This window comes from Ensifer sp. BR816, assembly GCF_000378985.1.
In the GTDB taxonomy this organism is placed as follows: domain Bacteria; phylum Pseudomonadota; class Alphaproteobacteria; order Rhizobiales; family Rhizobiaceae; genus Sinorhizobium.
Map to the genome: position 1 here is coordinate 857173 of NZ_KB905370.1, position 25375 is coordinate 882547.

Below are 25375 nucleotides of genomic sequence, written 5' to 3' on the forward strand. Positions count from 1 at the left end.
CACACGTCACGACGGAGGGCAGATCATGAGCGACAGCATCGAGAAGAGCATAGAACTGGCCGTTCCGATCGAACGGGCCTGGCACGCCTTGACCGACCATCAGGCCTTCGGCACATGGTTTCGCGTCAAGCTTCACGGTCCCTTCGTCGTCGGAGAGACCACCACCGGCGAGATCACCTATCCGGGTCACGAGGGTGTCAAGTGGAAATCCGTGACGGAGCAGATGGACGCGCCCCGTCTCTTTGCCTTCCGCTGGCCGCATTCCGAGGATCCGGGCGCCGATATTTCGAGCTCCCCTTCGATGCGCGTCGAATTCCGCCTGACGCCGACAACGAAGGGCACGCATCTGACGATCAAGGAGTCCGGCTTCGAGTCGCTGCCGAAGGATCGCCGCGAGGAAGCGCTGTCCCGCAACGAGGAAGGCTGGGAAATCCAGGCCCGGAACATCAAGGCCTTCGTCGAAGCCTGATCTTGGAGCGGCAAGCGCCGCGCTATCACATCACCGTTCGACTACTACAGCGACCTTTGCGCGTCTGATAACACGCGCGGCGCTGTAGGACCCGACATTGATCTCGAGGACCGCCGCGATACCTTTGCGGTGAGGGAGGCAGGCGGATGTGCGGACGCGTCTACATCAAGAGCAATCTCGACGGCCTGTTGCGCGAATTCTCACTCGCCGAGCGGGAGGCGGTGGAGGGGATGGCGAACCAGTTCCCGCGCTATAACGGGGCACCCTCGCTCTACTATCCGATCATCATTACCGACGTGATCCGCGAGCCGGACGTGTCCGGTCCGACCTTCGTCAGTGCCCGATGGGGCCTTATTCCGCGCTGGATGAAGGCGCCGGGCCGACCGCCGCCGGTCAACGCGCGCTGCGAAGGCATCGCAACAGTGGGCCTGTTCAAGGACGCCTATCGCCGGCGCCGCTGCCTGATCCCGATCGACGGCTTCTTCGAGTGGAAGGACATCTACGGCACCGGCAAGATGAAGCAGCCCTATGCCGTCGCCATGAGGTCCGGCGAGCCCTTCGCGCTTGCCGGTCTTTGGGAGACCTGGTGCAACCCGGAAACGGACGAGGATATCCGCACGTTCTGCGTCATCACCTGCCCGCCCAACGCGATGATGGCGACGATCCACGACCGCATGCCGCTGATCCTCAACCGGACGGACTACGAACGCTGGCTCTCGCAGGAGCCGGATCCTTCCGAGCTGATGAAGCCATTCCCGGAGGAGCTGATGACCATGTGGCCGATCGACCGGAAGGTCGGCTCGCCGAGATATGATGCGGCGGACATTCTCGATCCGGTAGAGCCGCCTGAAGAGGACTGATTCCCGCTCTGCAGCGCTCCCTACACCAGCGCGGAACCTACCCGCGCAGGCCCGGCGCCTCCTGCCCGGTGCGCTCCACGTATTCGGTATAGCCGCCGCCATACTGATGGATCCCGTCCGGCGTCAGCTCCAGCACCCGGTTGGACAGTGCCGCCAGGAAGCGGCGGTCGTGCGAGACGAACAGCATGGTGCCCTCATAAGCCGACAGTGCCTTGATCAGCATTTCCTTCGTATCGAGGTCGAGGTGGTTGGTCGGCTCGTCGAGAACGAGAAGGTTCGGCGGGTCGAACAGCATTGCCGCCATCACCAGCCGCGCCTTCTCGCCGCCGGAGAGCACCCGGCAGCGCTTCTCGACGTCATCTCCGGAAAAGCCGAAACAGCCGGCGAGCGCCCGGAGCGGCGCCTGCCCGGCCTTCGGGAAGCGCTCCTCCAGCCATTGGAGGACGGTGCTCTCGCCATCGAGCACATCCATCGCATGCTGGGCGAAATAGCCGAGCTTGACGCTGGCGCCGATCGACACGCTGCCCTGGTCCGGCTGGGCGGTGCCGGTGACGAGCTTGAGCAACGTCGACTTTCCGGCGCCGTTGATGCCCATGATGCACCAGCGTTCGCGCCGGCGCACCATGAAGTCGAGGCCGTCATAGATCGTCCGGCTGCCATAGGCCTTGTGCACATTCTTGAGATTGACGACGTCCTCGCCGGAGCGCGGCGCCGGCAGGAAGTCGAAAGCGACCGTCTGGCGGCGGCGCGGCGGCTCGACACGGTCGATCTTCTCGAGCTTCTTGACGCGGCTCTGCACCTGGGCGGCGTGCGAGGCACGGGCCTTGAAGCGTTCGATGAACTTTATCTCCTTGGCGAGCATGGCCTGCTGGCGCTCGAACTGGGCCTGCTGCTGTCGCTCGTTCAGCGCCCGCTGCTCCTCGTAGAAGCCATAATCGCCGGAATAGCTCGTCAACGCGCCGGCGTCGATCTCGATGATCCGGGTGACGATCCGGTTCATGAACTCGCGGTCATGCGAAGTCATCAGGAGGGCGCCGTCATAACCTTTGAGGAAATCCTCAAGCCAGATCAGGCTTTCGAGATCAAGGTGGTTGCTCGGCTCGTCGAGCAGCATGACGTCCGGTCGCATCAAGAGGATGCGGGCGAGCGCCACGCGCATCTTCCAGCCGCCGGACAGCTTGGCGACGTCGCCGTCCATCATCTCCTGGCTGAAACTCAAGCCGGCCAGGACCTCGCGGGCGCGCCCCTCGAGCGCATAGCCATCGAGCTCCTCGTAGCGCGCCTGCACCTCGCCGTAGCGCTCGATGATCGCGTCCATTTCGTCGATCCGCTCCGGATCCGACATGGCCGCCTCGAGTTCGCGCAGCTCCGCCGCAACGGCGCTGACCGGTCCGGCCCCTTCCATCACCTCGGCAACGGCCGAGTGACCCGCCATCTCGCCGACGTCCTGGTCGAAATAGCCGACCGTCACGCCCTTCTCGACCGAGACCTGCCCCTCGTCCGGCTCTTCCTCGCCGGTAATCATCCGGAAGAGCGTCGTCTTTCCCGCGCCGTTCGGGCCGACAAGCCCGATCCTTTCGCCACGGTTCAAGGCGGCGGAGGCTTCGATATAGAGAATGCGGTGACTGTTGGACTTGCTGATATTCTCGATACGGATCATGGGGGAAGACGGCCTGGATGGGGTTGCGGGCACCCCTATGCCACGGGGCGGCGCAGCTGTCACGCGAACTTGGGGCGGAGGCGCCGAGACTGGCAAGGTGATGGCGGACAGAGAGGGATTCGAACCCTCGATACGCTTTCACGTATACACGCGTTCCAGGCGTGCGCCTTCAACCACTCGGCCACCTGTCCATCCGTCTGCAGCCGTTGGTCAGTTCGGCTGGATGGGGGAGTGAGACTCCACCGTGCTGCCGGCAAGAACCGGCGGACGGGCGCGATATATACCGATGATTGGCGGCGGATCAACTGGTTTCTGACAGATTGTTGACATCGCGTGAGATGTTGTGGGCGCTGTCCACCATTGCGCTTGCCCGATGGCGGGCCTATCTCTTGGAGCGAGACGAGCAAATGCGAGAATCGGTCTCGCGCACGGGCGAGAATCGCTCGACAGGCTGAGGCGCGGGAACCGGCCGAAGGAGGATGGATGCGGCTCTTGCTGCGGTTTGCAAGCTTTCTCGCGCTGACGGCCGCCGTGCTTGCCGGCACCATCGATTCGATCCAGTCGGTGGCGGCCTCCGAGCCGGTGCTGACGCCGCTTGCGGACGGGATCGCGCTGCTCGGGTCCGACGCGCTCAACTGGGTGCAATCGCTGCAGCGAACCGATGCGGGGCCCGCCATCTGGCTGACCGCGTTGCACTGGGTGTTCATGCAGCCGGCCTTCGCCGTTCTCCTCGTCATCGCCCTCCTTCTGTGGATGGCGGGATACAAGAAGAAGCCGGCCGCCGGACGCTTTGCGGCCTGAAGGCCGCCCCGTTCCGTTCAACGCTTTCGGTGAAACGAAGGGAACCGCGGATGTTTCTGATCGACATGTTCAACAAGAAGACCATCCTGCCCGACGCCGAGATTGCGCTGCCCGGCCGCACCGAGGAAATCCCGACGGCCGCGGCGCACTTCGTCTCCGGCCGGCCGCTGAAAGGCCCCTATCCGGACGGTATGAAGAAGGTCCTCTTCGGCATGGGCTGCTTCTGGGGCGCCGAGCGGCTGTTCTGGCAGATCCCCGGCGTCCACGTGACCGCGGTCGGCTATTCCGGCGGGCTGACGCCGAACCCGACCTACCAGGAGACGACAACGGGACTGACCGGCCATGCGGAGGTGGTGCTGGTCGTCTACGATCCGCAAAAAGTGACGCTTGCCCGCCTGCTCAAGACCTTTTTCGAGGAACACGACCCGACCCAGGGCATGCGGCAGGGCAACGATATCGGCACGACCTATCGCTCGGCGATCTATGTCTTCGACGAGGGCCAGCTTGCCGAGGGGAATGCAGCCCGCCACACTTTCAAGCGGGCGCTGAACGCATTCAACCACGGCCGCGAAATCACCACGGAAATTGCGATTGCCCGACCCTTCTATTTTGCCGAGGACTACCACCAGCAATATCTCGCCAAGAACCCGGGCGGCTATTGCGGGCTGCGCGGCACCGGCGTCAGCTGCCCGATCGGCTGAAGCGAAGTCGGTCTGCTTGCGCCGGTCGCCAGCGCTCCGCAGGGCGCCGGCGGCTTTTTTACCATCTGAAAAATTTTGGATGTTTTTTTGAGGAAGCCGTGCAAGGATGCGGCCACCCAAGCCTTAAACAGAAGAGGGGCGGGCTCCGCGGACAGGCTCCTGCCGGCCGCCGGAAAACCCGAAAAAGATCCAATAACGACCACAGGGCTGCACGATGAAAAAAACCATTCTCGGTCTCTTTGCTTTCTCGATGATGTCGGCGACGGCGCTGGCCGCCGACACCAAGCCGGCGCTTATCTACGACCTCGGCGGCAAGTTCGACAAATCCTTCAACGAGGCGGCCTTCAACGGCGCTGAAAAGTTCAAGGCCGAATCGGGCATCGAATACCGCGAATTCGAGATCGCCAACGACGCCCAGCGCGAACAGGCTCTGCGCCGCTTCGCCAGCGACGGCAATAGCCCGATCGTCATGGCCGGCTTCAACTGGGCCGCGTCGCTCGAAAAGATCGCGGCGGAATATCCGGATACGAAATTCGCCATCATCGACATGGTGGTCGAAAAGCCGAACGTCAAATCGATCGTCTTCAAGGAACAGGAAGGCTCCTATCTGGTCGGCGTGCTGGCCGGTCTTGCCTCCAAGTCGAAGACCGTCAGCTTCGTCGGCGGCATGGACATCCCGCTGATCCACAAGTTCGCCTGCGGCTATGTCGGCGGCGCCAAGTCAACCGGCGCGGACGTCAAGGTGCTCGAAGCCTATACGGGCACGACGCCGGACGCCTGGAACGATCCGGTCAAGGGCGGTGAAATCGCCAAGTCGCAGATCGACCAGGGCGCGGATGTCGTCTATCACGCCGCCGGCGGTACCGGCGTCGGCGTCCTGCAGGCGGCAGCGGATGCGGGCAAGCTCGGCATCGGCGTCGACTCCAACCAGAACATGCTGCAGCCGGGCAAGGTCCTGACCTCGATGCTGAAGCGCGTCGACGTCGCCGTCTATGACGCCTTCACGTCGGCCAAGGACGACAAGTTCCAATTCGGCATCTCCAATCTCGGCCTCAAGGAAGACGGCGTCGGCTACGCGCTGGACGAGAACAACAAGCCGCTGATCACGCCGGAAATGCTCGATGCGGTCGAGAAGGTGAAGGCCGACATCATCGCCGGCAAAGTGCAGGTGCACGACTACATGACGGACGAGACCTGCCCGTACTGATCGGAAAACGCTTCGCTAAAGCGCGTCGCATTCAAGCGTATTCATGCGACGCGCTTTAGGGTTTGACTTGTGCATGTCGTTGTCTCAAAACCGCTGCACACTTTTGCGCGACATGCAGTAAGCCGCCGGTTCGCATGAACCGGCGGCCTTTTGCTGCCTCGCTCAATAATGCGGCGGCCGTGTCACCGGAACTGCCTCTTGCGCCTGTTCCTCGAGGCTCAGGAAACGCTCGGTCAGCCGGTCGAGCTTGGCCCGCGTCTGCTCGACCACCTTCCATTGCTCGGCAAGCTGTTCCGAAAGCTCCTCGATGACCCGCGCCTGATGCGCCGCCATCTCCTCCAGGCGAACGATCCGCTTGTCCATGTCGCTCATGCGCTTCTCCTCATTCCTTTCAAATCGGCGGGCAGATTGAGCGGCCCGGTGGCGCCGTCAAGCGGTCAGCCGCGTGCCCCGGCTGCGACGGCGGTCACGGCGGAAAAGCCGGGATCGCGTGCCGAAAGCCTCTTGTGCAGGTGCACCATCATGCCGGCGGCAAAGAGCGGCGTCAGCAGGTTGATGAACGGCACCGCCAGGAACGCCGCGACCACGAGGCCGGCGAGGAACACCGTGGCGCGGTGCTTGACGCGGAAGAGCCGCGCCTCGGCAGGCGAACGGTGGCGCATGGCGGCGAACTCGAAAAACTCGCGCCCGAGCAGATAGCCGTTGACGAGGAAGAATGCGATGAGGTTGACGCCGGGCACGAGCAACAGAAAAAGCGCAATGATGTTGCCGAGAATGACGACGCCGAGGAATTTTGCCGAACTCACCATCGCCTCGGCGAGCGGCAGAGGATTGCCCGGCGGCTCGGCCGGATAGTTGCGCTTCTCGACCACCTCGGCGACATCGTCGAGGAAGAAGCCGGCGATCAGCGCCGTCACCGGGGCAAGCAGCAGCGCCAGCGCGAGGGCAAGGCCGAGGCTGGCGAAAATGCCGACGACGAACGTGATCCAGCCGGCCCATTCGGGCGTGCCGGGCATCAGCACGTCGATCCAGGGCAGCGCCAGCCAGACGAACAGCTCGCGAAGCGCGAACCAGAGGGCGACGAGCGCCAGCAGCGTGAGCCCGATGACCTTCCAGAAAACCGCGCGGGTTTCGGCGGCAAAGAGATTGGCGAAGGCGAGCCGCGCCGAGTCGAGGATCATGATCGATCTCCATAAAGGACAGTGGGCTCGATGTAAGCAGCCGCACCGGCGTCGGCAAGGCACTTGCGCCGGCCTTCCTCCATGCGGCAGGAACAACAGGCGCTGGCAAACCGCATGCAGGGCGATATGCTACGAGAAAGTCGTCTGATACGCCGCGCGGATCAATGAGCCACCAGGGGAAACGCCATGACCAACCACAGGACGCTCTCGAGCCTTTCCGTTCTCGTGCAATCGGGACAACTGGATCCGGTTGCGCTCACGGACGAAACCCTGAGCCGAATTGAAAACCATGCGGACCAGTCGATCTTCGTCGGGCTGACGCGAGACCGCGCCGAACGGGAGGCCAAGGCGGCCTCCGCACGGATCAAGGCCGGCCGTTCCCTCGGCCTCACCGACGGACTGCCGATCGCCTGGAAGGACCTCTTCGACATGGCCGGAAGTGTGACCACCGCAGGCTCCGTCGTGCTGAAGGACAACGCTCCCGCTTCTGCCGACGCGGCGGTCGTCGCTGCCCTCGGCGGCGCCGGCATGGTGAGCGTCGGCCGCACCAATATGAGCGAGTTCGCCTTTTCCGGTCTCGGCATCAATCCGCATTACGGCACGCCCCGCAACCCTGCCTCGACGGACGTGCATCGCATTCCGGGCGGCTCGTCCTCCGGCTCGGCCGCGGCGGTCGCCGCCGGTCTCGTGCCCCTGGCGATCGGCACCGACACGGGCGGGTCGGTGCGCATTCCGGCGGCCATGACCGGCATTGTCGGCTACAAGGCGACGCGCGGGCGCTACGCGATGAAGGGCGTCTTTCCGCTCGCCCAGAGCCTCGATTCGCTCGGACCCCTCTGCCACACCGTGCAGGACGCCGTCTGGGCGGATGCGGCCATGCACAGCCTGACGGCGCCGGTCATTCGCCGCGCCGATCTCGCCGATCTCTCGCTCGTCATTCCCGAAACGATCGTCTTTGACGAGGCGGAAGCCGAGGTCGTCGCCGCCTTCGAGGCGGCGATCAAGAGGCTCGAGGCGGCCGGCGTCCGGGTGCGGCGCCAGGCGTTTCCGACCTTCGCCGAAATCTTCGAGCTGATGGCGCGGCACGGCGCACTGGTGAATGCGGAGGCCTATGCGCTCCACCGCGAGCGGCTTGCCGGACCGGATGCCGCCCGGATCGACCCGCGCGTCGTCGTCCGCACCCGTCTTGGAGAGAAGATCACCGTCAGCGACTATATCGCCCTTCTCGACGCCCGCGACCGTCTGATCCACGAGACCCTCGAGAGCCTGAAGCCCGGCGAACTGATCGCCCATCCGACGCTGCCGCATGTGGCGCCGCCGATCGACCCGTTGCTTGCCGACGACGATCTGTTCTTCAAGGTGAACGCGAAGACGCTGCGCAACACGTCGATCGGCAATTTCCTCGATTTCTGCGGCGTGTCGATTCCCTGCGGCACCGGCACCGCCGGTATGCCGGTCGGCTTCCTCCTCTCCGCACCGCACCATCAGGACGACCGGCTGCTTTCCGCGGCGCTCGCGCTCGAGGCACTGATCCGGGGCGAGGCATGATCGTCTCTTTCGATATCGGCGGATCGGCGATCAAGGGCGCGATCACGCATTCGCCGGAACGGATCTTTCCCCTGCCCCGTCGGACGACGCCGCTCACCGATTTCCGCCGCTTCGTCGAAGCGATGGAATCGGTGCTCGACGAAGCGGGCGGGCTGCCGGACCGGATCGCCATTTCGATCACCGGCGTCATCGACCCTGAGACGCGGCGCATCAAATGCGCCAATATCCCCTGCATCGACGGGCGGGAACTGGCGGCGGAGCTCGAGGCGGCACTGCACCTGCCCGTGGTGATCGCCAACGACGCCGATTGCTTCGCGCTCGCGGAAGCCGGGATCGGCGCCGGCCGCGGCCATCGCATCGTCTTCGGCGCGATCCTCGGCACCGGCGTCGGCGGCGGCCTGGTGGTGGACGGCAGGCTCATCAACGCCGATGGCGGCTTTGCCGGCGAATGGGGCCACGGTCCGGTCGCGGCGACCCATGCCGGGCACCCGCCCATTTCCATCCCCACCTTCGACTGCGGTTGCGGCCAGCGCGGCTGCGTCGACACGATCGGCGGCGCGCGCGGACTTGAGCGGCTGCATGAGACGATCCATGGCCGGACGCTCGCGAGCCAGGAGATCGTCGCGGCCTGGCAGCGCGGAGAAGCCGAGGCGACACAGACGGTCGACATTTTCGTCGATCTGGTCAGTGCGCCGCTGGCGCTCGTCATCAACATCACCGGTGCGACGATCGTGCCCGTCGGCGGCGGCCTCGCCAATTGCGAGGCGCTGCTCGCCGAGATCGACGAAGCCGTGCGGGGACGCATCCTCCGCCGCTTCGAAAGACCGCTGGTGGTGCGCGGCGAATGCCGGGTCGAACCCGGCCTGATCGGCGCCGCGCTGCTCGGCGTCGGAGGGAAGGGCTGATGCGCGGTATCCTGCTCGAGGTCTGCGTCGACGACGCCGAAGGACTGCAAGCAGCAATCGATGGCGGCGCCGACCGCATCGAACTCTGCGCCGCGCTTGCCGTCGGCGGGCTGACGCCGAGTGCCGGCCTGATGGCGCTTGCAGCCCGCGCGCCGGTGCCGGCCTATGCGATGATCCGGCCGCGCCCCGGCGATTTCGTCTACAACGCCGCCGAACTCGACATCATGCGGCGCGACATCGATGCGGCACGGGAGGCCGGGCTTGCGGGCGTGGTGCTCGGCGCATCGCATCGCGACGGTCGTCTCGACGCGCAGGCGCTCGGCGAACTGACGCGTTATGCCGCCGGCCTCGGGCTGACGCTCCACCGGGCCTTCGATCTCGTGCCGGATTTTGACGAGGCGATCGAGATTGCGGCGGACCTCGGTTTAGAGCGCATCCTGACCTCCGGCGGTGCCAGGAGCGCGCCAGAGGTGGTCGATACGCTGGTGCGGCTCGTGGAACTGGCGGACGGCCGGCTCTCGATCATGCCCGGTTCCGGTGTAACCATCGATACGATCGATCGGCTCCTGCCGAGGCTTGCGGTGACGGAGGTGCACTCATCCTGCTCTGTTCGTGAGCCGGCTAATGACAGGCGCGTGGTAGAGTTGGGCTTCGCCCCGCCGGAACGCCGCCGCACCGATGCGGCGACCGTCAGGGCGATGCGGGCGCGGATCGACTCGCTGCAGGGGAATTCCTAAGCGGCGAAGACCGCCTCCCCGCCGATCCAGGTCGATTTCATCTTTAGCTCCGGCGTCAGCAGCACGAAATCGGCGTCCGTTCCGGGGAGCAGCCGCCCTTTGTGCGTGGCGATGCCCATGACGTCGGCGGGGTAGGCGGAGGCCATGCGGATTGCTTCCTCGATCGGCAGGCCGAGCCTCTCGTGCACGAAGCGGACGGAGGACAGCATGTCGATATCAGCGCCGGCGAGGGTGCCGTCGGCAAGCGTCAAGCGCCCGTCCTTGCGCAGGATCTCTCGGCCGTTGAGGAGGAAGCTGGTCATATCGGTGCCGATCGGCGACATCGCGTCGGTGACGAGAAAAATCTGTCCCGGCCCCTGCTTGCCGCGCAGCGCAATGCCCATCGCCGCCGGGTCGACGTGGAAACCATCGGCAATCAAGCCGGCATGCAGCGTGCCCGTCGCGAGCGCGGCGCCGACGACGCCTGCTTCGCGGTGGCCGAGGCCGCTCATGGCGTTGAAGAGATGGGTGACAGTCCGAGCGCCCGCCTTCGCATAGGCGCAGGCCGTCTCGAAGCCGACGTCCGTATGGCCGAGGCTGACGGCGGCGCCGGCGGCGGTGAGCGCCCGCACCTGCTCCTTCGTCGCATTTTCTGGAGCGACGGTGACCATCAACGCGCCGAGCGCTTTCACGCAGGCGAGCATCTCGGCGAGATCGGCATCCTCCATCGGGCGGATCAGCGCCGGGTCGTGGGCGCCCTTGCGGGCGACCGAAAGATGCGGACCTTCGAGATGCAGGCCGAGGAAGCCCGGCACCGCCGCAGCCCTGGCGGCAAGGCCGGCTTCTATCGCCTTGCTGCGGATCTCGCGCGTGTCGGTGATCAGCGTCGGCAGCAGCGCCGTCGTGCCGAATTGCGCGTGCGCCGCGCAGATCTGCCGGATGCCGTCGAGCGTCGGCTGCTCGTTCAAGAGCGCACCGCCGCCGCCGTTCACCTGCAGGTCGATGAAGCCGGGCACGAGCAGTTGGCCGCGGGCGTCGATCGTTTCGGCATCGGCGGCGACCGCGACACCCGCCGGAACGATGCCCTTGATATGCCCCGCCTCGATGAGGAGCGCGCAGCCGTCGTGCCAGTCGATGCCGTCGAAAATCCGCGCCCCGGTGATCTTCCTTTTCGCAGTCATCGTGTCTCCGTTACCTTCTTCAGGCTCGCCGGTGCATCCGGGTTGAGACCGCGCGAGCGCGACCAGGCCTCGACAAAACCGTAAAACGGCAGGATCAGCGCCAGTGCGTCGGTGATCGGATGGCCGGTCTCTACGAAGGGCAGGCGCTTTGCCTTTTGTGCCCGGGCCGAGGTGACGTGCACCACTGCCCCCTTGGCGCTCATGCCGTCGGCGATCTCCGTGACCGACGCCTCCGCCGCATCGCGGGCGGCCAGCACCAGCACCGGGAAGCGGGCGCCGACGAGCGCCACCGGACCGTGCAGCACTTCCGCCGCGGAATAAGCCTCGGCATGCATGCCGGACGTCTCCTTGAACTTCAGCGCCGCCTCGCTGGCGATCGCCAGGGCCGGGCCGCGACCCAGCACATAGAGCGATTCGGCTTCGCCGAGGTCGGCGGCGAATTCCTGCCAGTCGAGCTTCACCGCCTTGGCGAACTTTTCCGGCAGATCGGCGACGGCGCGCTTCAGGGCCGCGTCGCCCGTCCATTCGCCGAGGACGGCAAGGCCAGCGACAATGGAGTTAACATAGGATTTGGTCGCCGCCACGGCGAGTTCGGGACCGGCGACAATATCGAGCGGATGGCTGCAGGCCGCCGCGATCGGTGACGGCAGCGTGTTGGTCAGCGCGATCGAGACGGCACCGGCTCGTGTCGCGGTCTCGGCCATCGCGACGATGTCGGGGCTCTTGCCGGATTGCGAAATGGCGATTGCCGCAGCGCCGCCGAGCTTCAGGTCGGCGGCGTAGATCGAGGCGAGCGAGGGCCCGAGCGAGGCGACGGGGCGGCCGGCCGTGAGTTCGATCGCATATTTCAGGAACAGCGCCGCATGGTCGGAGGAGCCGCGGGCGATCGTCACCAGGAAGGCCGGATCCTTGGCGCGGAGTGCCGCGCCCGCCGCGGCAAGCGCTGCGGCCGAGCGGTCGAGCAATCGTGCGGCGGCCTCCGGGATCTCGTCGATCTCTCGGCGCATGTTGGTCTGCATCGTCAGGTCCTTTCCTCAGATAAGTATAGCGCGGGATGGGGGCAGGGAACCGCCGACTTGTCTCTCATCCCGCTCCGGTTCGCCTCAGTTCTCCGGGATCGTCAGCTCCGCGACGAAGTCATAGGTATCGCCGCGATAGAGCGAGCGGGTGAATTCCACGACGCGCCCCGACGCAAGATAGGAGACGCGCTCGATCGAAAGGCCGGCCGCACCGACGGCGACACCGAGCATCGTCGCATCGGGATTCTTGATGTTGCAGGCGGAAATCCGCTGCACGGCGCGGACCGGCCTGGCATGCGACTTCTCGAGCGCGGAATAGAGCGAAGACGTGACGGCAAGCGGATCGGGAACGAACTCCGCCGAAACGCAGGCGCGCTCGATGGCAAGCGGCATGTCGTCGGCGATGCGTAGCCGCCCGAGACGGGCGACCAGGGCATCGGCGGGCAGGCCGAGCGTCATCATCTCGTCCGGCGACGGGTGAAAGAGCCCCCGCTCCAGCCATTCGGCCCTTGTATTGAGGCCACGCCGCGCCATGTCCTCGGTGAAGGAGGTCAGACGCGACAGCGACTGCTCGACGCGCGAGACCGGCCGGACGACGAAAGTGCCGGAACCGTGGCGGCGCACCAGCAGCCCGTCGCGCACGAGATCGTCGACCGCCTTGCGGACGGTGACCCGGCTGACATTGGCGTAGTCGGCGAGGTCCCTCTCGGGCGGCAGCGCGTCGCCGTGATTGAGCTTGCCCGACAGGATCGCCTCTTCGAGCGATTGCCGGAGCTTGAGATAGAGCGGGCCTGCACCGCCCGACTGGAGGCTCTCGAGTGGAAGAATGGCGGCAAGCTGCTGGTTCATGCGACGGCCTCCGGCCGGCCCCCGAAGCGGGCGGCGGCGAGCGCAACGGCTCCGGTCAGCGCGTCGGCCTCCGCTTCGACGAAGAGCGGCTGGTGGCGTCTAGCGAGCCAGGGACGATAGAGCGGCGCCAGCCCGCCGAGCAGGCAGATTGTCCGGCTGCCCCTCAAGACCACCACGTCCAGCGCCTCGTCCACGGTCGCCGCGGCCGCCTTGAGCAAGCGCGCCGCCACCGGGTCGCCGCGCCCGGCATGGTCGAAGACACGCGGAGCGTAGCGGCCGAATTCGCCGGGCTTCGCCAGCCGCGCGAAATCGACCACGTCGCGGGGATCATTGTTGAATTCGGCCAGCACGGACTGGGTCACGGGCGAGGCTTCGTGAATGCCGTCATAGGCAAGCAGGCTTTCCTGCAGCAGCGCATGGCCGATGCGGGCACCGCTGCCATGGTCGCCGATCGTAAAGCCCCAGCCGCCGATATAGCTGACCGCTTCGCCCTCTCGGGCGATATAGATCGTGCCAGTCCCGAGGATGGCGACGGCACCGTCCCTGTCGCCAAGGGCGCCCTGCAGCGCGATCAGTCCGTCCGATTCGATATCGGCGGCGGCGAAGGGCAGCCGCCGCTTCACATAATGGACGGCGTCGCCGACATTGTGGCCGGCAACGCCAAGGATGGCGCGCGACGTGGCGATGCCGGCGGGATCCAGACCGGCATCCTCGAAGGCAGTACGCGCCGCATCGGCAATATTCTGCAGCGCCGTTTCAGGATCCGTGAGAATATTGGCGGCGCCGGATTTTCCGCGACCGAGAATACGACCGTCCGAGCCTGCAACTGCCGCCCGGCAACTCGTTCCGCCGCCATCGATTCCGATCAGATAGGATGTCATGGGCACCTCCGCCATCTAACATACCAAAAAAATACCATTAACCAAGCGCAATTCCGGCGGGGCAAAGGCGTTTCAGTTATCATATTGATTTTTTTTGAATAATTTTCATCTGATGCTTTTTGTTTAGCCAGAAGTTAAAAATCTCCTAGACAATTGGTATTTTTTTGGCATTAATTTGGAAAAGAGGAGAACGACGCAATGCCGGCAGTAAAGACCGAAGAGCGCCACGACAAAGCCAAGGGGCTGGATCTCATGCATCCGGCGCTCGCGCTTGGCCTGCTCGCCTCCGGCCAACAGGCGGCAGCGAAGTCCGTCGACACGGCGATCGAAGCGATCTCGGCCGCAGCGGCACTTGCCGCGAATGCTCTTTCCGCCGGCGGCAAGCTTGCCTATGCGGGCGCCGGAAGTTCCGGCCTGATGGCGATGGCGGACGCGCTCGAACTGCCAGGCACCTATGGCATCCCCCAGGAACAGATCGTCATTCTTCTCGCCGGCGGCACCGCAAGCCTCAGCGATCTCGCCGGCGGCTACGAGGACGACATGGATCTCGCCCGTGCCGACGTCGAAGGCGCAGGCATCCAGGCGGGCGACTGCCTGATCTCCGTTTCCGCCAGCGGATCGACCCCCTATGCGCTTGCTGCCGCCGACGAGGCGAGAAAGCGCGGTGCCAAGGTCATCGGCGTGGCCAACAATGCTGGCGCAGCGCTCTTTGAGCGAGCCGACGTCGCGATCCTGCTCCAGACACCGCCGGAGGTGATATCCGGCTCGACGCGGATGGGCGCCGGCACGGCGCAAAAGGTCGCCTTCAACATGTTTTCGACGCTGGTCGGCATCCAGCTCGGCCATGTGCTCGACGGCCACATGGTCAATCTCAGAGCCGACAACATCAAGCTGCGCGGCCGCGCCATCCGGATCGTCTCGGACATCACCGGGGTCGGCGCCGGCGAAGCGGGCCGGCTCATCAGCGTCGCCTCGGGTTCGGTCAAGCTGGCAGTGCTGCTGGCCTCGGGAGCCAAGGACGTGGCGGCCGCTGAAGCCGCGCTTGAGAAGGCCAATCAGAATTTGCGCCGGGCGATCGCGATCGTCACGGGCGAATGAAACCGGGAACCAGAACCGCGCCGTGGCGGCGCCTATAAGAGGGAGAACCTGAATGACCCGTACGACAATCAAAGGCTTGCTGCTCGCATCGAGCATTCTCGGCTCGGCCGGGCTTGTGCAAGCACAGGACAAGACGCTGACGATCGAGAGCTGGCGCAATGACGACCTGGCGATCTGGCAGGAAAAGCTGATCCCCGCCTTCGAGGCGAAGAACCCGGGCATCAAGGTCGTCTTCTCGCCGTCCGCCCCGACCGAATACAATTCCGCGCTCAACGCCAAGCTTGATGCCGGGTCGGCCGGCGATCTCATCACCTGCCGCCCGTTCGACCCGTCGCTGGAGCTCTACAACAAGAAGCACCTCGCTGACCTGACCGGCCTTGCCGGCATGGAGAACTTCTCCGACGTCGCCAAATCCGCCTGGACCACTGATGACGGCAAGGTGACCTTCTGCGTGCCGATGGCCTCGGTCATCCACGGCTTCATCTACAACAAGGATGCCTTCGACCAGCTCAAGCTGTCCATACCGACCACCGAAGAAGAGTTCTTTGCCGCGCTCGACAAGATCAAGGCCGACGGCAACTACATCCCGATGGCAATGGGCACCAAGGATCTCTGGGAAGCCGCGACCATGGGCTACCAGAACATCGGCCCGAACTACTGGAAGGGCGAGGAAGGGCGTCTGGCGCTGATCAAGGGCGAGCAGAAGCTGACCGACGATGCCTGGGTCGAGCCGTACCGCGTGCTCGCCAAGTGGAAGGACTATCTTGGCGACGGCTTCGAGGCGCAGACCTATCCGGACAGCCAGAACCTCTTCACGCTCGGCCGCGCCGCGATCTATCCGGCCGGTTCGTGGGAGATCTCCGGCTTCAATACCCAGGCACAGTTCAAGATGGGCGCCTTCCCGCCGCCGGTGAAGAAGGCCGGTGACACCTGCTACATATCCGACCACACCGACATCGGCATCGGCCTGAACGCCAAGAGCCCGAACGCGGATGCCGCCAAGACCTTCCTGACCTGGGTCGCCTCGCCGGAATTTGCGGATATCTATGCCAACGCGCTGCCCGGCTTCTTCAGCCTGAACTCGACGGCCGTGAAGATGACCGATCCGCTCGCCCAGGAATTCGTCTCCTGGCGCGAGAAGTGCAAGTCGACGATCCGCTCGACCTACCAGATCCTGTCGCGCGGCACGCCGAACCTCGAAAACGAGACCTGGGTGGAATCGGCCAACGTCATCAACGGCACCGACACGCCGGAGGTGGCCGCCAAGAAGCTGCAGGACGGCCTCGACAGCTGGTTCAAGCCGGCAAAATAAGACCGACCGGGGTGCGGCGCCAGCCTTCGCCGCACCTCATTCTCCCCGCGAAGCTTTGTCACGAGGAGAACCAATGCCGCGGTGAACGCCGGCGCCAGGCCGGACGGATCGGAACGCGGCTGTGCCGACAATGTCCATGACAGCGCTCCATGACGCGCGACGGGCGGCGGCAATTCGAGCGAAAATCGGGCTGTGCCAAGAGCAACAGTCCCTGGAGAAGCGGGCCAGAGGCCATGAAACCACGCGAAACCACAATGGACGTCAGCGAGATCAAGCGCCCCCGCCGTTGGCATATCCTCGTCTTTCTGCTGCCGGCCCTGATCGTCTACACGGCGGTGATGATCCTGCCGCTGATCGAGACGTTGCGCCAATCCTTCTACAACACCGTCGACGGCCAATATGCCTTCGTGGGCCTTGGCAATTTCCAGGTTCTGTTCGGCGATCCGCGCTGGGCTGCGGATTTCTGGAACGCGCTCAGGAACAACTGCGTCTTCTTCCTGATCCACATGGTGGTGCAGAACCCGATCGGCATTGCGCTTGCCGCCATGCTGTCGATCCCGAAGCTGCGTTTCAGTGCCTTCTACCGGACGGCGATCTTCCTGCCGACGCTCTTGTCCTTCGTCATCGTCGGCTTCATCTGGAAGCTGATCCTGTCGCCGATCTGGGGCGTGGCGCCCTTTCTCATGGATATCGTCGGCCTCAAATGGCTGTTCGCGCCCTGGCTCGGCCGGCCCGATTCGGCGCTGATCGCCGTCTCGCTGATCTCGGTCTGGCAATATATCGGCATCCCGATGATGCTGATCTATGCGGCGCTCCTCAACATCCCGGATGAGGTGATCGAAGCGGCCGAGCTCGACGGCGTCACCGGCTGGAGCCAGTTCTGGAAGATCAAGCTGCCGCTGATCCTGCCGGCGATCGGCATCATCTCGATCCTGACCTTCGTCGGCAACTTCAACGCCTTCGACCTGATCTACACGGTGCAGGGCGCACTTGCTGGCCCGGACAAGTCGACGGACATCCTCGGCACCCTGCTCTACCGCACCTTCTTCGGGTTCCAGCTCCAGCTCGGCGACCGATCGATGGGCGCGACGATCGCGGCGATCATGTTCCTGATCATTCTGGCCGGCGTGTCGCTCTATCTGTTCGCCATCCAGCGCCGCATGCGCCGCTACCAGTTCTGAGGAGACCAGGATGTCGAAAGCACGAACCTCCATCGCCCGGACCGGCGCCGTCCATGTCGCGCTGATCGCCTATACGCTCGTGGCGCTGTTCCCGGTGTTCCTGACGATCGCCAACTCGTTCAAGAACCGCAACGCGATATTTCGCGAGCCCCTGGCGATCCCGACGCCCGAGAGCTTCAGCCTGATCGGCTACGAGACAGTACTGAAGCAGGGCGATTTCATCGGCTACTTCCAGAACAGCGTCGTGGTCACCGTCGTGTCGATCGCACTCGTGCTGCTCTTCGGCGCCATGGCCGCCTTCGCGCTCTCCGAATACCGGTTCCGCGGCAATACGCTGATGGGGCTCTACCTGGCGCTCGGCATCATGATCCCGATCCGGCTCGGCACCGTGGCGATCCTGCAGGGCATGGTGGCGACGAACCTCGTCAACACCCTGACGGCACTGATCCTCGTCTATACGGCGCAGGGCCTGCCGCTCGCCGTCTTCATCCTGTCCGAATTCATGCGCACTGTCTCGGACGACCTGAAGAACGCCGGCCGCGTCGACGGGCTGTCGGAGTATGCGATCTTCTTCCGGCTGGTGCTGCCGCTGGTGCGGCCGGCCATGGCGACGGTCGCCGTCTTCACCATGATCCCGATCTGGAACGACCTGTGGTTCCCGTTGATCCTGGCACCGGCGGAAACCACCAAGACCGTGACGCTCGGCTCGCAGATCTTCATCGGCCAGTTCGTCACCAACTGGAACGCGGTCCTCTCCGCCCTGTCGCTGGCGATTTTCCCGGTGCTCGTCCTCTACGTCATCTTCTCGCGGCAGCTGATCCGCGGCATCACGGCAGGAGCGGTCAAATGAGTTCTTCCGCAAACCCGATCCGCGTGCTCGTCGCCGGGCTCGGCAATATGGGGCGCAGCCATGCGCTCGCCTATCACCACAACCCCGGCTTCGAGATCGCCGGCCTCGTCAACCGCTCGAAGGTCGGACTGCCGGAGGCGCTTGCCGGCTACGAGATCCTGCCCTCCTTGCGCGAAGCGCTCCTCGAGCTCAGGCCGGAGCTCTGCTCGATCAACACCTATTCGGACAGCCACGCGGCCTATGCGGTGACGGCGATGGAGGCAGGGTGCCATGTCTTCGTCGAGAAGCCGCTGGCGACCACGGTCGCCGATGCCGAGCGGGTCGTCGCCTGCGCCCGGGCCAACGGCCGCAAGCTGATCGTCGGCTATATCCTGCGCCACCATCCATCCTGGATGCGGCTGATTGCCGAGGCGCGCAAGCTCGGACCGCCCTATGTCTTCCGCATGAACCTGAACCAGCAGTCGAGCGGACAGACCTGGGCGACGCACAAGTCGCTGATGCAGACGACCGCGCCGATCGTCGATTGCGGCGTCCATTATGTCGATGTCATGTGCCAGATCACCGACGCGAAACCCGTCGAAGTGCGCGGCATCGGCCTGAGGCTCTCCAACGAAATCGCCGCCGACATGTACAATTACGGCCACTTGCAGGTCATTTTCGAGGATGGCTCGGTCGGCTGGTACGAGGCCGGCTGGGGACCGATGATCTCCGAGACCGCCTTCTTCGTGAAGGACGTGATCTCGCCAAACGGATCGGTGTCGATCGTCATGGACCAGGACGCCAAGTCGGACGACATCGACGTCCACACCAAGACCGCCGTCATCCGCCTGCACAGCGCCGCGACCGGTCCCGACGGCCGTTTCCTGACACCCGACGAGGACCTCCTGATGGAGGGCGAACCGGGTCACCAGGACCTTTGCGACCGCGAACAGGCCTTCGTTCTCAAGGCCATTCGCGAAGACATCAATCTCGACCGACACATGGACGATGCGGTGCAATCGCTCAGGATCTGCCTGGCGGCAGACGAAAGCGTTCGCACCGGCAAGCCGGTCAAGCTTTAATCCGAGAGGGCGAAACGTGGGATCACTGCAACTCCAATCCATCCGCAAGGCCTATGGCGGCCATGAGGTGCTGAAGGGCATCGACCTCGAGGTGAAGGACGGCGAGTTCGTCATTTTCGTCGGCCCTTCGGGCTGCGGAAAATCGACCCTGCTCCGGACCATCGCCGGCCTCGAGGACGCAACCTCCGGAAGCGTGCAGATCGACGGTGTCGAGGTCGGCCATGTGGCGCCGGCGAAACGCGGCATCGCCATGGTGTTCCAATCCTACGCGCTCTACCCACACCTGACGGTGAAGGACAATATGGGCCTCGGGCTGAAGCAGGCCGGCGTGCCGAAACCCGAGATCGAGGAGAAGGTCGGCAAGGCGGCCGGGATGCTGTCGCTCGAGCCCTATCTCGCCCGCCGTCCGGCCGAGCTTTCCGGCGGCCAGCGCCAGCGCGTCGCGATCGGCCGCGCCATCGTGCGCGAGCCGAAACTGTTCCTCTTCGACGAGCCGCTGTCGAACCTCGATGCGGCGCTGCGCGTCAATACGCGCCTCGAAATCGCCCGGCTGCATCGCAGCCTCAAGGCGACGATGATCTACGTCACCCACGACCAGGTCGAGGCGATGACGCTTGCCGACAAGATCGTCGTCCTGAACGGAGGCCGTATCGAACAGGTCGGCTCGCCGATGGAGCTCTACAACCGTCCCGCCAATCTCTTCGTCGCCGGTTTCATCGGCTCGCCGCAGATGAACTTCATCGACGGCGAGAGGTTCGGCGACAGTGCCAAGACGGTCGGCATCCGCCCCGAACATATCGGCCTTTCGCGCGACGGTGGCCAGTGGAAGGCGAAGGTGATCCATGTCGAACATCTCGGCGCCGACACGATCGTCTACCTCGAATCCGACGAGGTCGGGCCGCTGACGGTGCGGCTCTTCGGCGAACACCGCTACGCGGCCGACGACGTCGTCCACGCCACCCCGGTGATCGGCGGCATGCACCGCTTCGACGCCGAGGGCCGGGTGATCAATTCCGGGCGGTAGGCGCAATCCAAGTTACGCTCGAAAGCGGCGCGAGGCTTCCCCTCCCCAACCCCTCCCCACAAGGGGGAGGGGCTTGCCGTGCCGCGCCCGCCCCGTTCATGCGCCGTTCCGCATTCTCGGGTGCCTAAGACGACATTAGCCGTGGCGGCGGATGCATGCCCCCTCCCCCTTGTGGGGAGGGGTTGGGGAGGGGGTCGCTCTGAAGCGATCACACCTCCGTGATCATCCAAGGGCCGCAGCGACGAAGAGCCTGCGCCAATTAACTTTTCTGCCCTTCCCCGCCTGTCACGCCAGCCTGTTGCGCTGCGCCCGAAATTAACATACATTCCTGTTTGTATATTAGCTTTCCGGTATCTTCCCCCGATTCCGGCGTCATCTCCCTGACGGACCGCGCGGCAGGCGCCGCGAGACGGTCCCTTTGCATATTGGACATTTGCGATGCACATGACCCGACCGATACTGGCCGCCTCGCTGACAGCCGTGCTCCTTCTCGCCGGCTGCCAGAAGAACGAAGAGCAGGCCGCCGCCCCGGCTTTCCCTCCGGCCGCGGTCGCCGTTTTCACGACGGCGGCAGAGCCCTTGCCGATCACCAACGAGCTGCCCGGCCGCATCACGCCGACGCGGATCGCCGAGGTTCGGCCGCGCGTTTCCGGCATCGTCGTCGAACGGGTGTTCGAGCAGGGCACGATGGTCAAGGAAGGCGACGTGCTCTACCGGATCGACCCGGCGCCATTCCAGGTCAAGGTCGACAGTGCCGAGGCGACGCTGAAGCGGGCAATTGCCGTGCGCGACCAGGCCAAGCAGACCGCCGACCGGCAGTCGCGGCTGAAGGAGGCGCAGGTCGCGGCCGTTCAGCAGTATGACGACGCGATCGCGACGCTCGCCCAGGCCGAGGCCGACATCGGCATTGCCGAGGCGGGCCTCGCGGAGGCGAAGCTCAACCTCCAATACGCCAATGTCACTGCGCCGATCAGCGGCCGGATCGGCCGGGCGCTGATCACTGAGGGCGCGCTGGTCAGCGCGAGCGACACACAGAATCTCGCAACCATCCAGCAGCTCGACCCCGTCTATGCCGACTTCACCCAGTCGGCGACCGACCTCATCCGGCTGCGCAAGGCGCTTCAGGATGGCCAGCTGATCAGCGGCAAGAACGAGGCCGAAGTGCAGCTCATCCTAGACGACGGTACGCCCTATGGCTTGAAGGGCCGGCTGCTCTTCTCCGAGGCGGCGGTCGACGCCACCACCGGCCAGGTGACGCTGCGCGGCGAGTTTCCCAATCCGCACAATGATCTGCTGCCGGGCATGTATGTGCGCGTGCAGATCCAGCAGGGGCTGGAGAAGAACGCGATCACCGTTCCGCAGCAGGCGGTGCAGCGCAACAATGCCGGCCAGTCGCAGGTCTATGTCGTGACCGCCGACAAGAAGGTCGAGTTCCGCAACGTCACGCTGGGACGGACCGTCGGCGAGCGCTGGCAGGTAACTGCCGGCCTCAAGGCGGGCGAAAAGGTCATCGTCGAAGGCTTCCAGAAGATCGCCCCCGGCGCTCCCGTCGAACCTACCGATTGGAACCCGGGCACCAAGCCCGGCACCGGACAGCAGAGCGCGGCGGCCGCCGGCGACAAGTCCGCCAACGCAGTGAAGTGAGACCACATCCATGCCCAGTTTTTTCATCGACAGGCCGATCTTTGCCTGGGTGGTGGCGATCTTCATCATGGTCGCCGGCATCATTGCGATCCCGCTCTTGCCGGTGTCGCAATATCCGGACGTGGCGCCGCCGCAGATCTCGATCAATACCACCTATCCCGGCGCCTCGTCGCAGGACACCTATCAGAGCGTCACGCGGCTGATCGAGGATGAGCTGAACGGCGTCGAGGGCCTGCTTTACTTCGAATCGACCTCCAGCGCGTCGGGCTCCGTCGAGATCAACGCGACCTTCGAACCGGGCACCGACCCGAGCCAGGCCTCGGTCGACATCCAGAACCGGGTGCAACGCGTCGAGCCGCGGCTGCCCGATTCGGTGAAGCAGCAAGGCGTCCAGGTGGACGAGGCTGGCTCCGGCTTCCTTCTGATCATCTCGCTGACCTCGACTGACGGTTCGATGGACGCGATCGGTCTCGGCGACTATCTGAGCCGCAACGTCTTGAGCGAAATCCAGCGCGTTCAGGGCGTCGGCCGCGCCCAGATGTTCGCGACCGAGCGCTCGATGCGCGTCTGGCTCGATCCGGACAAGATGCTCGGCCTCAACCTGACCGCCGCCGACGTGACCGCGGCCATCCAGGCGCAGAACGCCCAGATCGCCTCCGGCTCGATCGGCGCCCAGCCGAACCCAATCACCCAGCAGATCAGCGCCCCGGTGGTGATCAAGGGCCAGCTTTCCTCACCGGAGGAATTCGGTGCCATCGTGCTTCGGGCGAACGCCGACGGCTCTGCCGTCCGGCTGCGCGACGTCGCCCGCATCGAAATCGGCGGCGAGAGCTATTCCTTCTCGACCCGCCTCAATGGCAAGCCCTCGGCGGCGATCGCCGTGCAGCTCTCGCCGAGCGGCAATGCGATCTCGACCTCCGAGGCGATCAAGGCGCGCATGGACGAGCTCGCCGAGTTCTTCCCCCCGGGGCTCGAATATTCCATTCCCTACGACACCTCGCCCTTCGTCGCCGTCTCGATCCAGAAGGTGGTCGAGACGCTCGTCGAAGCCATGGTGCTCGTCTTCCTGGTGATGTTCCTGTTCCTGCAGAACATCCGCTACACGATCATCCCGACGCTGGTCGTGCCGGTGGCCCTTCTCGGCACCTGCGCGGTGATGCTGGCGATGGGCTTCTCGATCAACGTCTTGACCATGTTCGGCATGGTGCTGGCGATCGGCATCCTCGTCGACGATGCGATCATTGTCGTCGAGAACGTCGAGCGCATCATGTCGGAGGAAGGGCTGACGCCGAAGGAGGCGACCCGTAAGGCGATGAAGCAGATCACCGGAGCGGTGATCGGCATCACTCTGGTGCTCGCCTCGGTGTTCATTCCGATGGCCTTCTTCCCGGGCGCCGTCGGCGTGATCTATCGCCAGTTCAGCCTCACCATGGTCGTTTCGATCCTGTTCTCGGCGTTTCTTGCGCTGTCGCTGACGCCGGCGCTCTGCGCCAGCTTCCTGAAGCAGGTTCCGAAGGGCCACCATCACGCCAAGCGCGGCTTCTTCGGCTGGTTCAACCGCAGCTTCGACCGCACTTCGCGCGGCTATACCGGCATGGTCGGACGCATGGTGACGCGCACCGGACGCTTCATGATCATCTATCTGGCGCTGCTCGGCGGCCTCGCCTGGGCCTTTATGCAGCTCCCCTCCTCCTTCCTGCCGGACGAGGACCAGGGCTTCGTCATCGTCATGATGCAGCTGCCGTCGGAAGCGACCGGAAACCGCACGACCGAGGTCATCCAACAGGCGGAGCATATCTTCGGCCAGGAGAAGGCGGTCGACACGATCGTCGCCATCAACGGCTTCTCCTTCTTCGGCACCGGCCAGAATGCGGGGCTTGCCTTCGTGACGCTCAAGGACTGGAGCGAGCGAGATGCGGACAACGCGGCCCAGTCGATCGCCGGCCGTGCGACGATGGCAATGAGCCAGATCAAGGACGCGATCAGCTTCGCGCTGTCGCCGCCGGCGATCCAGGGCCTCGGCACGACCGGCGGCTTCTCCTTCCGGCTGCAGGACCGCGCCGGGCTCGGCGAAGCGGCGCTGGCCGAGGCACGCGACCAGCTTCTCGGTCTTGCCGCCCAGAGCAAGGTGGTGACGAGCGTTCGCTTCGAGGGCATGCCGGATGCGGCCCAGGTCAGCGTCAACATCGACCGCGAGAAGGCCAACACCTTCGGCGTGACCTTTGCCGACATCAACTCGACGATCTCCACCAATCTCGGCTCGTCCTATGTCAACGACTTCCCGAATGCCGGCCGCATGCAGCGCGTGACGGTGCAGGCGGACGAGAACCAGCGCATGCAGCCGGCCGATCTCCTGAACCTCAATGTCCGCAATTCGAACGGCGGCATGGTGCCGCTCTCGGCCTTTGCCAATATCGAGTGGGTCAAGGCACCGACGCAGACGGTCGGCTATAACGGCTACCCGGCCGTCCGCATCAGCGGCGAGGCGGCTCCGGGCTACTCCTCCGGCGATGCGATCACCGAGATGGAGCGGCTGGTGGCTGAGCTTCCGCCGGGCTTCGGCTATGAATGGACCGGGCAATCGCTGCAGGAGATCCAGTCGGGCACACAGGCGCCGCTGTTGATCGCGCTCTCCTGCCTGCTCGTCTTCCTGTGCCTGGCGGCACTCTACGAGAGCTGGTCTATCCCGGTCTCGGTCATCATGGTCGTGCCGCTCGGCGTCATCGGCGCGGTGCTGGCGGTGACGATGCGCGACATGCCGAACGACGTCTACTTCAAGGTCGGCCTGATCGCCATCATCGGGCTTTCGGCGAAGAACGCCATCCTGATCATCGAGTTTGCCAAGGAGCTGCGCGAACAGGGCAAACCGCTGATCGAGGCGACGCTCGAAGCCGTGCACCTGCGCTTCCGCCCGATCCTGATGACCTCACTCGCCTTCACCCTCGGCGTCCTGCCGCTGGCGATCGCGACGGGGGCAAGCTCCGGCAGCCAGCGCGCCATCGGCACCGGCGTCATGGGCGGGATGATCTCGGCGACGGTGCTGGCGATCTTCTTCGTACCAGTGTTCTTCGTGTTCGTCATGAAGATCTTCGGGTGGAGAAAGGCAACCGGCGCGGCACCTGAGGCCGCATCCGGGAGCGCCACGCCCGCAGAGTAATGCGTCAGAACGGCCCGCCCTCACCGGCGGGCCGTCGGATAAGCCGGATGATGCGCTGTCCGCCGCATCC

The 25375-nt window shown here is 64.9% G+C and carries 23 protein-coding genes and 1 tRNA gene; 16 read left to right on the top strand and 8 right to left on the bottom strand.

Annotated features, from left to right (window positions below; genetic code table 11):
- Positions 1–25: 25 nt before the first annotated feature.
- Positions 26–469, top strand: coding sequence for an SRPBCC family protein (locus RHIBR816_RS0104150; RefSeq protein WP_018235275.1), 444 nt, complete (start codon positions 26–28; stop codon positions 467–469).
- Positions 470–615: 146 nt separating this feature from the next.
- On the top strand, positions 616–1329 hold the full coding sequence (locus RHIBR816_RS0104155) for an SOS response-associated peptidase (protein ID WP_018235276.1): 714 nt from the start codon (positions 616–618) through the stop codon (positions 1327–1329).
- A 37-nt stretch (positions 1330–1366) separates the two neighbouring features.
- Here RHIBR816_RS0104155 and RHIBR816_RS0104160 read toward each other — a convergent pair whose 3' ends face one another.
- Positions 1367–2989 carry an ABC-F family ATP-binding cassette domain-containing protein gene (locus tag RHIBR816_RS0104160; RefSeq protein ID WP_018235277.1) on the bottom strand — a complete coding sequence of 541 codons (1623 nt, stop codon included), beginning with the start codon at positions 2987–2989 and terminating at the stop codon, positions 1367–1369.
- A gap of 101 nt (positions 2990–3090) precedes the next feature.
- Positions 3091–3180 (bottom strand) — tRNA-Ser (locus tag RHIBR816_RS0104165).
- A gap of 292 nt (positions 3181–3472) precedes the next feature.
- On the opposite strand from RHIBR816_RS0104165, the gene RHIBR816_RS0104170 reads away from it, so the two are divergent.
- The 3 genes from RHIBR816_RS0104170 (at position 3473) to RHIBR816_RS0104180 (ending at position 5698) form a co-directional block, all read left to right on the top strand.
- Positions 3473–3790 carry a hypothetical protein gene (locus RHIBR816_RS0104170; RefSeq protein ID WP_018235278.1) on the top strand — a complete coding sequence of 106 codons (318 nt, stop codon included), beginning with the start codon at positions 3473–3475 and terminating at the stop codon, positions 3788–3790.
- 50 nt (positions 3791–3840) lie between these two features.
- Positions 3841–4491 carry a peptide-methionine (S)-S-oxide reductase MsrA gene (gene msrA, locus RHIBR816_RS0104175; RefSeq protein ID WP_018235279.1) on the top strand — a complete coding sequence of 217 codons (651 nt, stop codon included), beginning with the start codon at positions 3841–3843 and terminating at the stop codon, positions 4489–4491.
- A 214-nt stretch (positions 4492–4705) separates the two neighbouring features.
- Positions 4706–5698: a BMP family protein gene (locus RHIBR816_RS0104180; protein WP_018235280.1), complete on the top strand. Its 993-nt coding sequence runs from the start codon at positions 4706–4708 to the stop codon at positions 5696–5698.
- A 162-nt stretch (positions 5699–5860) separates the two neighbouring features.
- On the opposite strand, the gene RHIBR816_RS0104185 is transcribed toward RHIBR816_RS0104180, so the two are convergent.
- Together RHIBR816_RS0104185 and RHIBR816_RS0104190 are read right to left on the bottom strand one after the other, a co-directional pair.
- Complete coding sequence (locus RHIBR816_RS0104185) at positions 5861–6070, bottom strand: SlyX family protein (RefSeq protein ID WP_018235281.1); 210 nt, start codon at positions 6068–6070, stop codon at positions 5861–5863.
- A gap of 65 nt (positions 6071–6135) precedes the next feature.
- The gene (locus RHIBR816_RS0104190) at positions 6136–6879 is read right to left on the bottom strand and encodes a sulfate transporter family protein (RefSeq protein ID WP_018235282.1); all 744 of its coding nucleotides are present in this window, start codon (positions 6877–6879) and stop codon (positions 6136–6138) included.
- A gap of 186 nt (positions 6880–7065) precedes the next feature.
- Here RHIBR816_RS0104190 and RHIBR816_RS0104195 point away from each other — a divergent pair, with 186 nt between their 5' ends.
- Genes RHIBR816_RS0104195 through RHIBR816_RS0104205 form a run of 3 tightly spaced genes read left to right on the top strand, consistent with a single transcriptional unit; the run spans position 7066 to position 10069 of the window.
- Positions 7066–8427, top strand: a complete 1362-nt coding sequence (locus tag RHIBR816_RS0104195) for an amidase (RefSeq protein ID WP_018235283.1) — start codon at positions 7066–7068, stop codon at positions 8425–8427.
- Positions 8424–9332, top strand: coding sequence for an ROK family protein (locus RHIBR816_RS0104200; protein ID WP_018235284.1), 909 nt, complete (start codon positions 8424–8426; stop codon positions 9330–9332). The genes RHIBR816_RS0104195 and RHIBR816_RS0104200 overlap by 4 nt, the downstream gene beginning before the upstream one ends.
- Complete coding sequence (locus tag RHIBR816_RS0104205) at positions 9332–10069, top strand: copper homeostasis protein CutC (RefSeq protein WP_018235285.1); 738 nt, start codon at positions 9332–9334, stop codon at positions 10067–10069. Before RHIBR816_RS0104200 ends, RHIBR816_RS0104205 begins: the two co-directional genes overlap by 1 nt.
- Here the strand turns inward: RHIBR816_RS0104205 and nagA are convergent.
- The 4 genes from nagA to RHIBR816_RS0104225 all read right to left on the bottom strand — a co-directional run bounded on the left by nagA (position 10066) and on the right by RHIBR816_RS0104225 (position 13978).
- The gene (nagA, locus tag RHIBR816_RS0104210; protein WP_018235286.1) at positions 10066–11229 is read right to left on the bottom strand and encodes an N-acetylglucosamine-6-phosphate deacetylase; all 1164 of its coding nucleotides are present in this window, start codon (positions 11227–11229) and stop codon (positions 10066–10068) included. The two genes, RHIBR816_RS0104205 and nagA, sit on opposite strands and share 4 nt — an antisense overlap.
- A complete protein-coding gene (locus RHIBR816_RS0104215) occupies positions 11226–12248 on the bottom strand; it encodes an SIS domain-containing protein (RefSeq protein WP_018235287.1) in 1023 nt (340 codons plus the stop codon). Before RHIBR816_RS0104215 ends, nagA begins: the two co-directional genes overlap by 4 nt.
- Before the next feature lie 84 nt (positions 12249–12332).
- Positions 12333–13097, bottom strand: a complete 765-nt coding sequence (locus tag RHIBR816_RS0104220) for a GntR family transcriptional regulator (protein WP_018235288.1) — start codon at positions 13095–13097, stop codon at positions 12333–12335.
- Positions 13094–13978: an N-acetylglucosamine kinase gene (locus RHIBR816_RS0104225; RefSeq protein WP_018235289.1), complete on the bottom strand. Its 885-nt coding sequence runs from the start codon at positions 13976–13978 to the stop codon at positions 13094–13096. The genes RHIBR816_RS0104220 and RHIBR816_RS0104225 overlap by 4 nt, the downstream gene beginning before the upstream one ends.
- A 198-nt stretch (positions 13979–14176) precedes the next feature.
- Here RHIBR816_RS0104225 and RHIBR816_RS0104230 point away from each other — a divergent pair, with 198 nt between their 5' ends.
- The 8 genes from RHIBR816_RS0104230 (at position 14177) to RHIBR816_RS0104270 (ending at position 25305) form a co-directional block, all read left to right on the top strand.
- The gene (locus RHIBR816_RS0104230) at positions 14177–15076 is read left to right on the top strand and encodes an N-acetylmuramic acid 6-phosphate etherase (protein WP_018235290.1); all 900 of its coding nucleotides are present in this window, start codon (positions 14177–14179) and stop codon (positions 15074–15076) included.
- Between the two features lie 52 nt (positions 15077–15128).
- Positions 15129–16388, top strand: coding sequence for an ABC transporter substrate-binding protein (locus RHIBR816_RS0104235; protein ID WP_018235291.1), 1260 nt, complete (start codon positions 15129–15131; stop codon positions 16386–16388).
- A 233-nt stretch (positions 16389–16621) separates the two neighbouring features.
- Positions 16622–17569 (top strand): carbohydrate ABC transporter permease, encoded by a 948-nt coding sequence (locus tag RHIBR816_RS0104240; protein ID WP_026186631.1) that lies wholly within the window; start codon positions 16622–16624, stop codon positions 17567–17569.
- A gap of 10 nt (positions 17570–17579) precedes the next feature.
- Complete coding sequence (locus RHIBR816_RS0104245) at positions 17580–18419, top strand: carbohydrate ABC transporter permease (protein WP_018235293.1); 840 nt, start codon at positions 17580–17582, stop codon at positions 18417–18419.
- Entirely contained in the window at positions 18416–19480 is a 1065-nt protein-coding gene (locus RHIBR816_RS0104250; protein ID WP_018235294.1) for a Gfo/Idh/MocA family protein, read from the top strand. The genes RHIBR816_RS0104245 and RHIBR816_RS0104250 overlap by 4 nt, the downstream gene beginning before the upstream one ends.
- A 16-nt stretch (positions 19481–19496) precedes the next feature.
- On the top strand, positions 19497–20504 hold the full coding sequence (locus RHIBR816_RS0104255; protein WP_018235295.1) for an ABC transporter ATP-binding protein: 1008 nt from the start codon (positions 19497–19499) through the stop codon (positions 20502–20504).
- Between the two features lie 438 nt (positions 20505–20942).
- Positions 20943–22148, top strand: coding sequence for an efflux RND transporter periplasmic adaptor subunit (locus RHIBR816_RS0104265; protein ID WP_018235297.1), 1206 nt, complete (start codon positions 20943–20945; stop codon positions 22146–22148).
- Between the two features lie 10 nt (positions 22149–22158).
- Positions 22159–25305: an efflux RND transporter permease subunit gene (locus tag RHIBR816_RS0104270; RefSeq protein WP_018235298.1), complete on the top strand. Its 3147-nt coding sequence runs from the start codon at positions 22159–22161 to the stop codon at positions 25303–25305.
- The last annotated feature ends 70 nt before the right edge of the window (positions 25306–25375 follow it).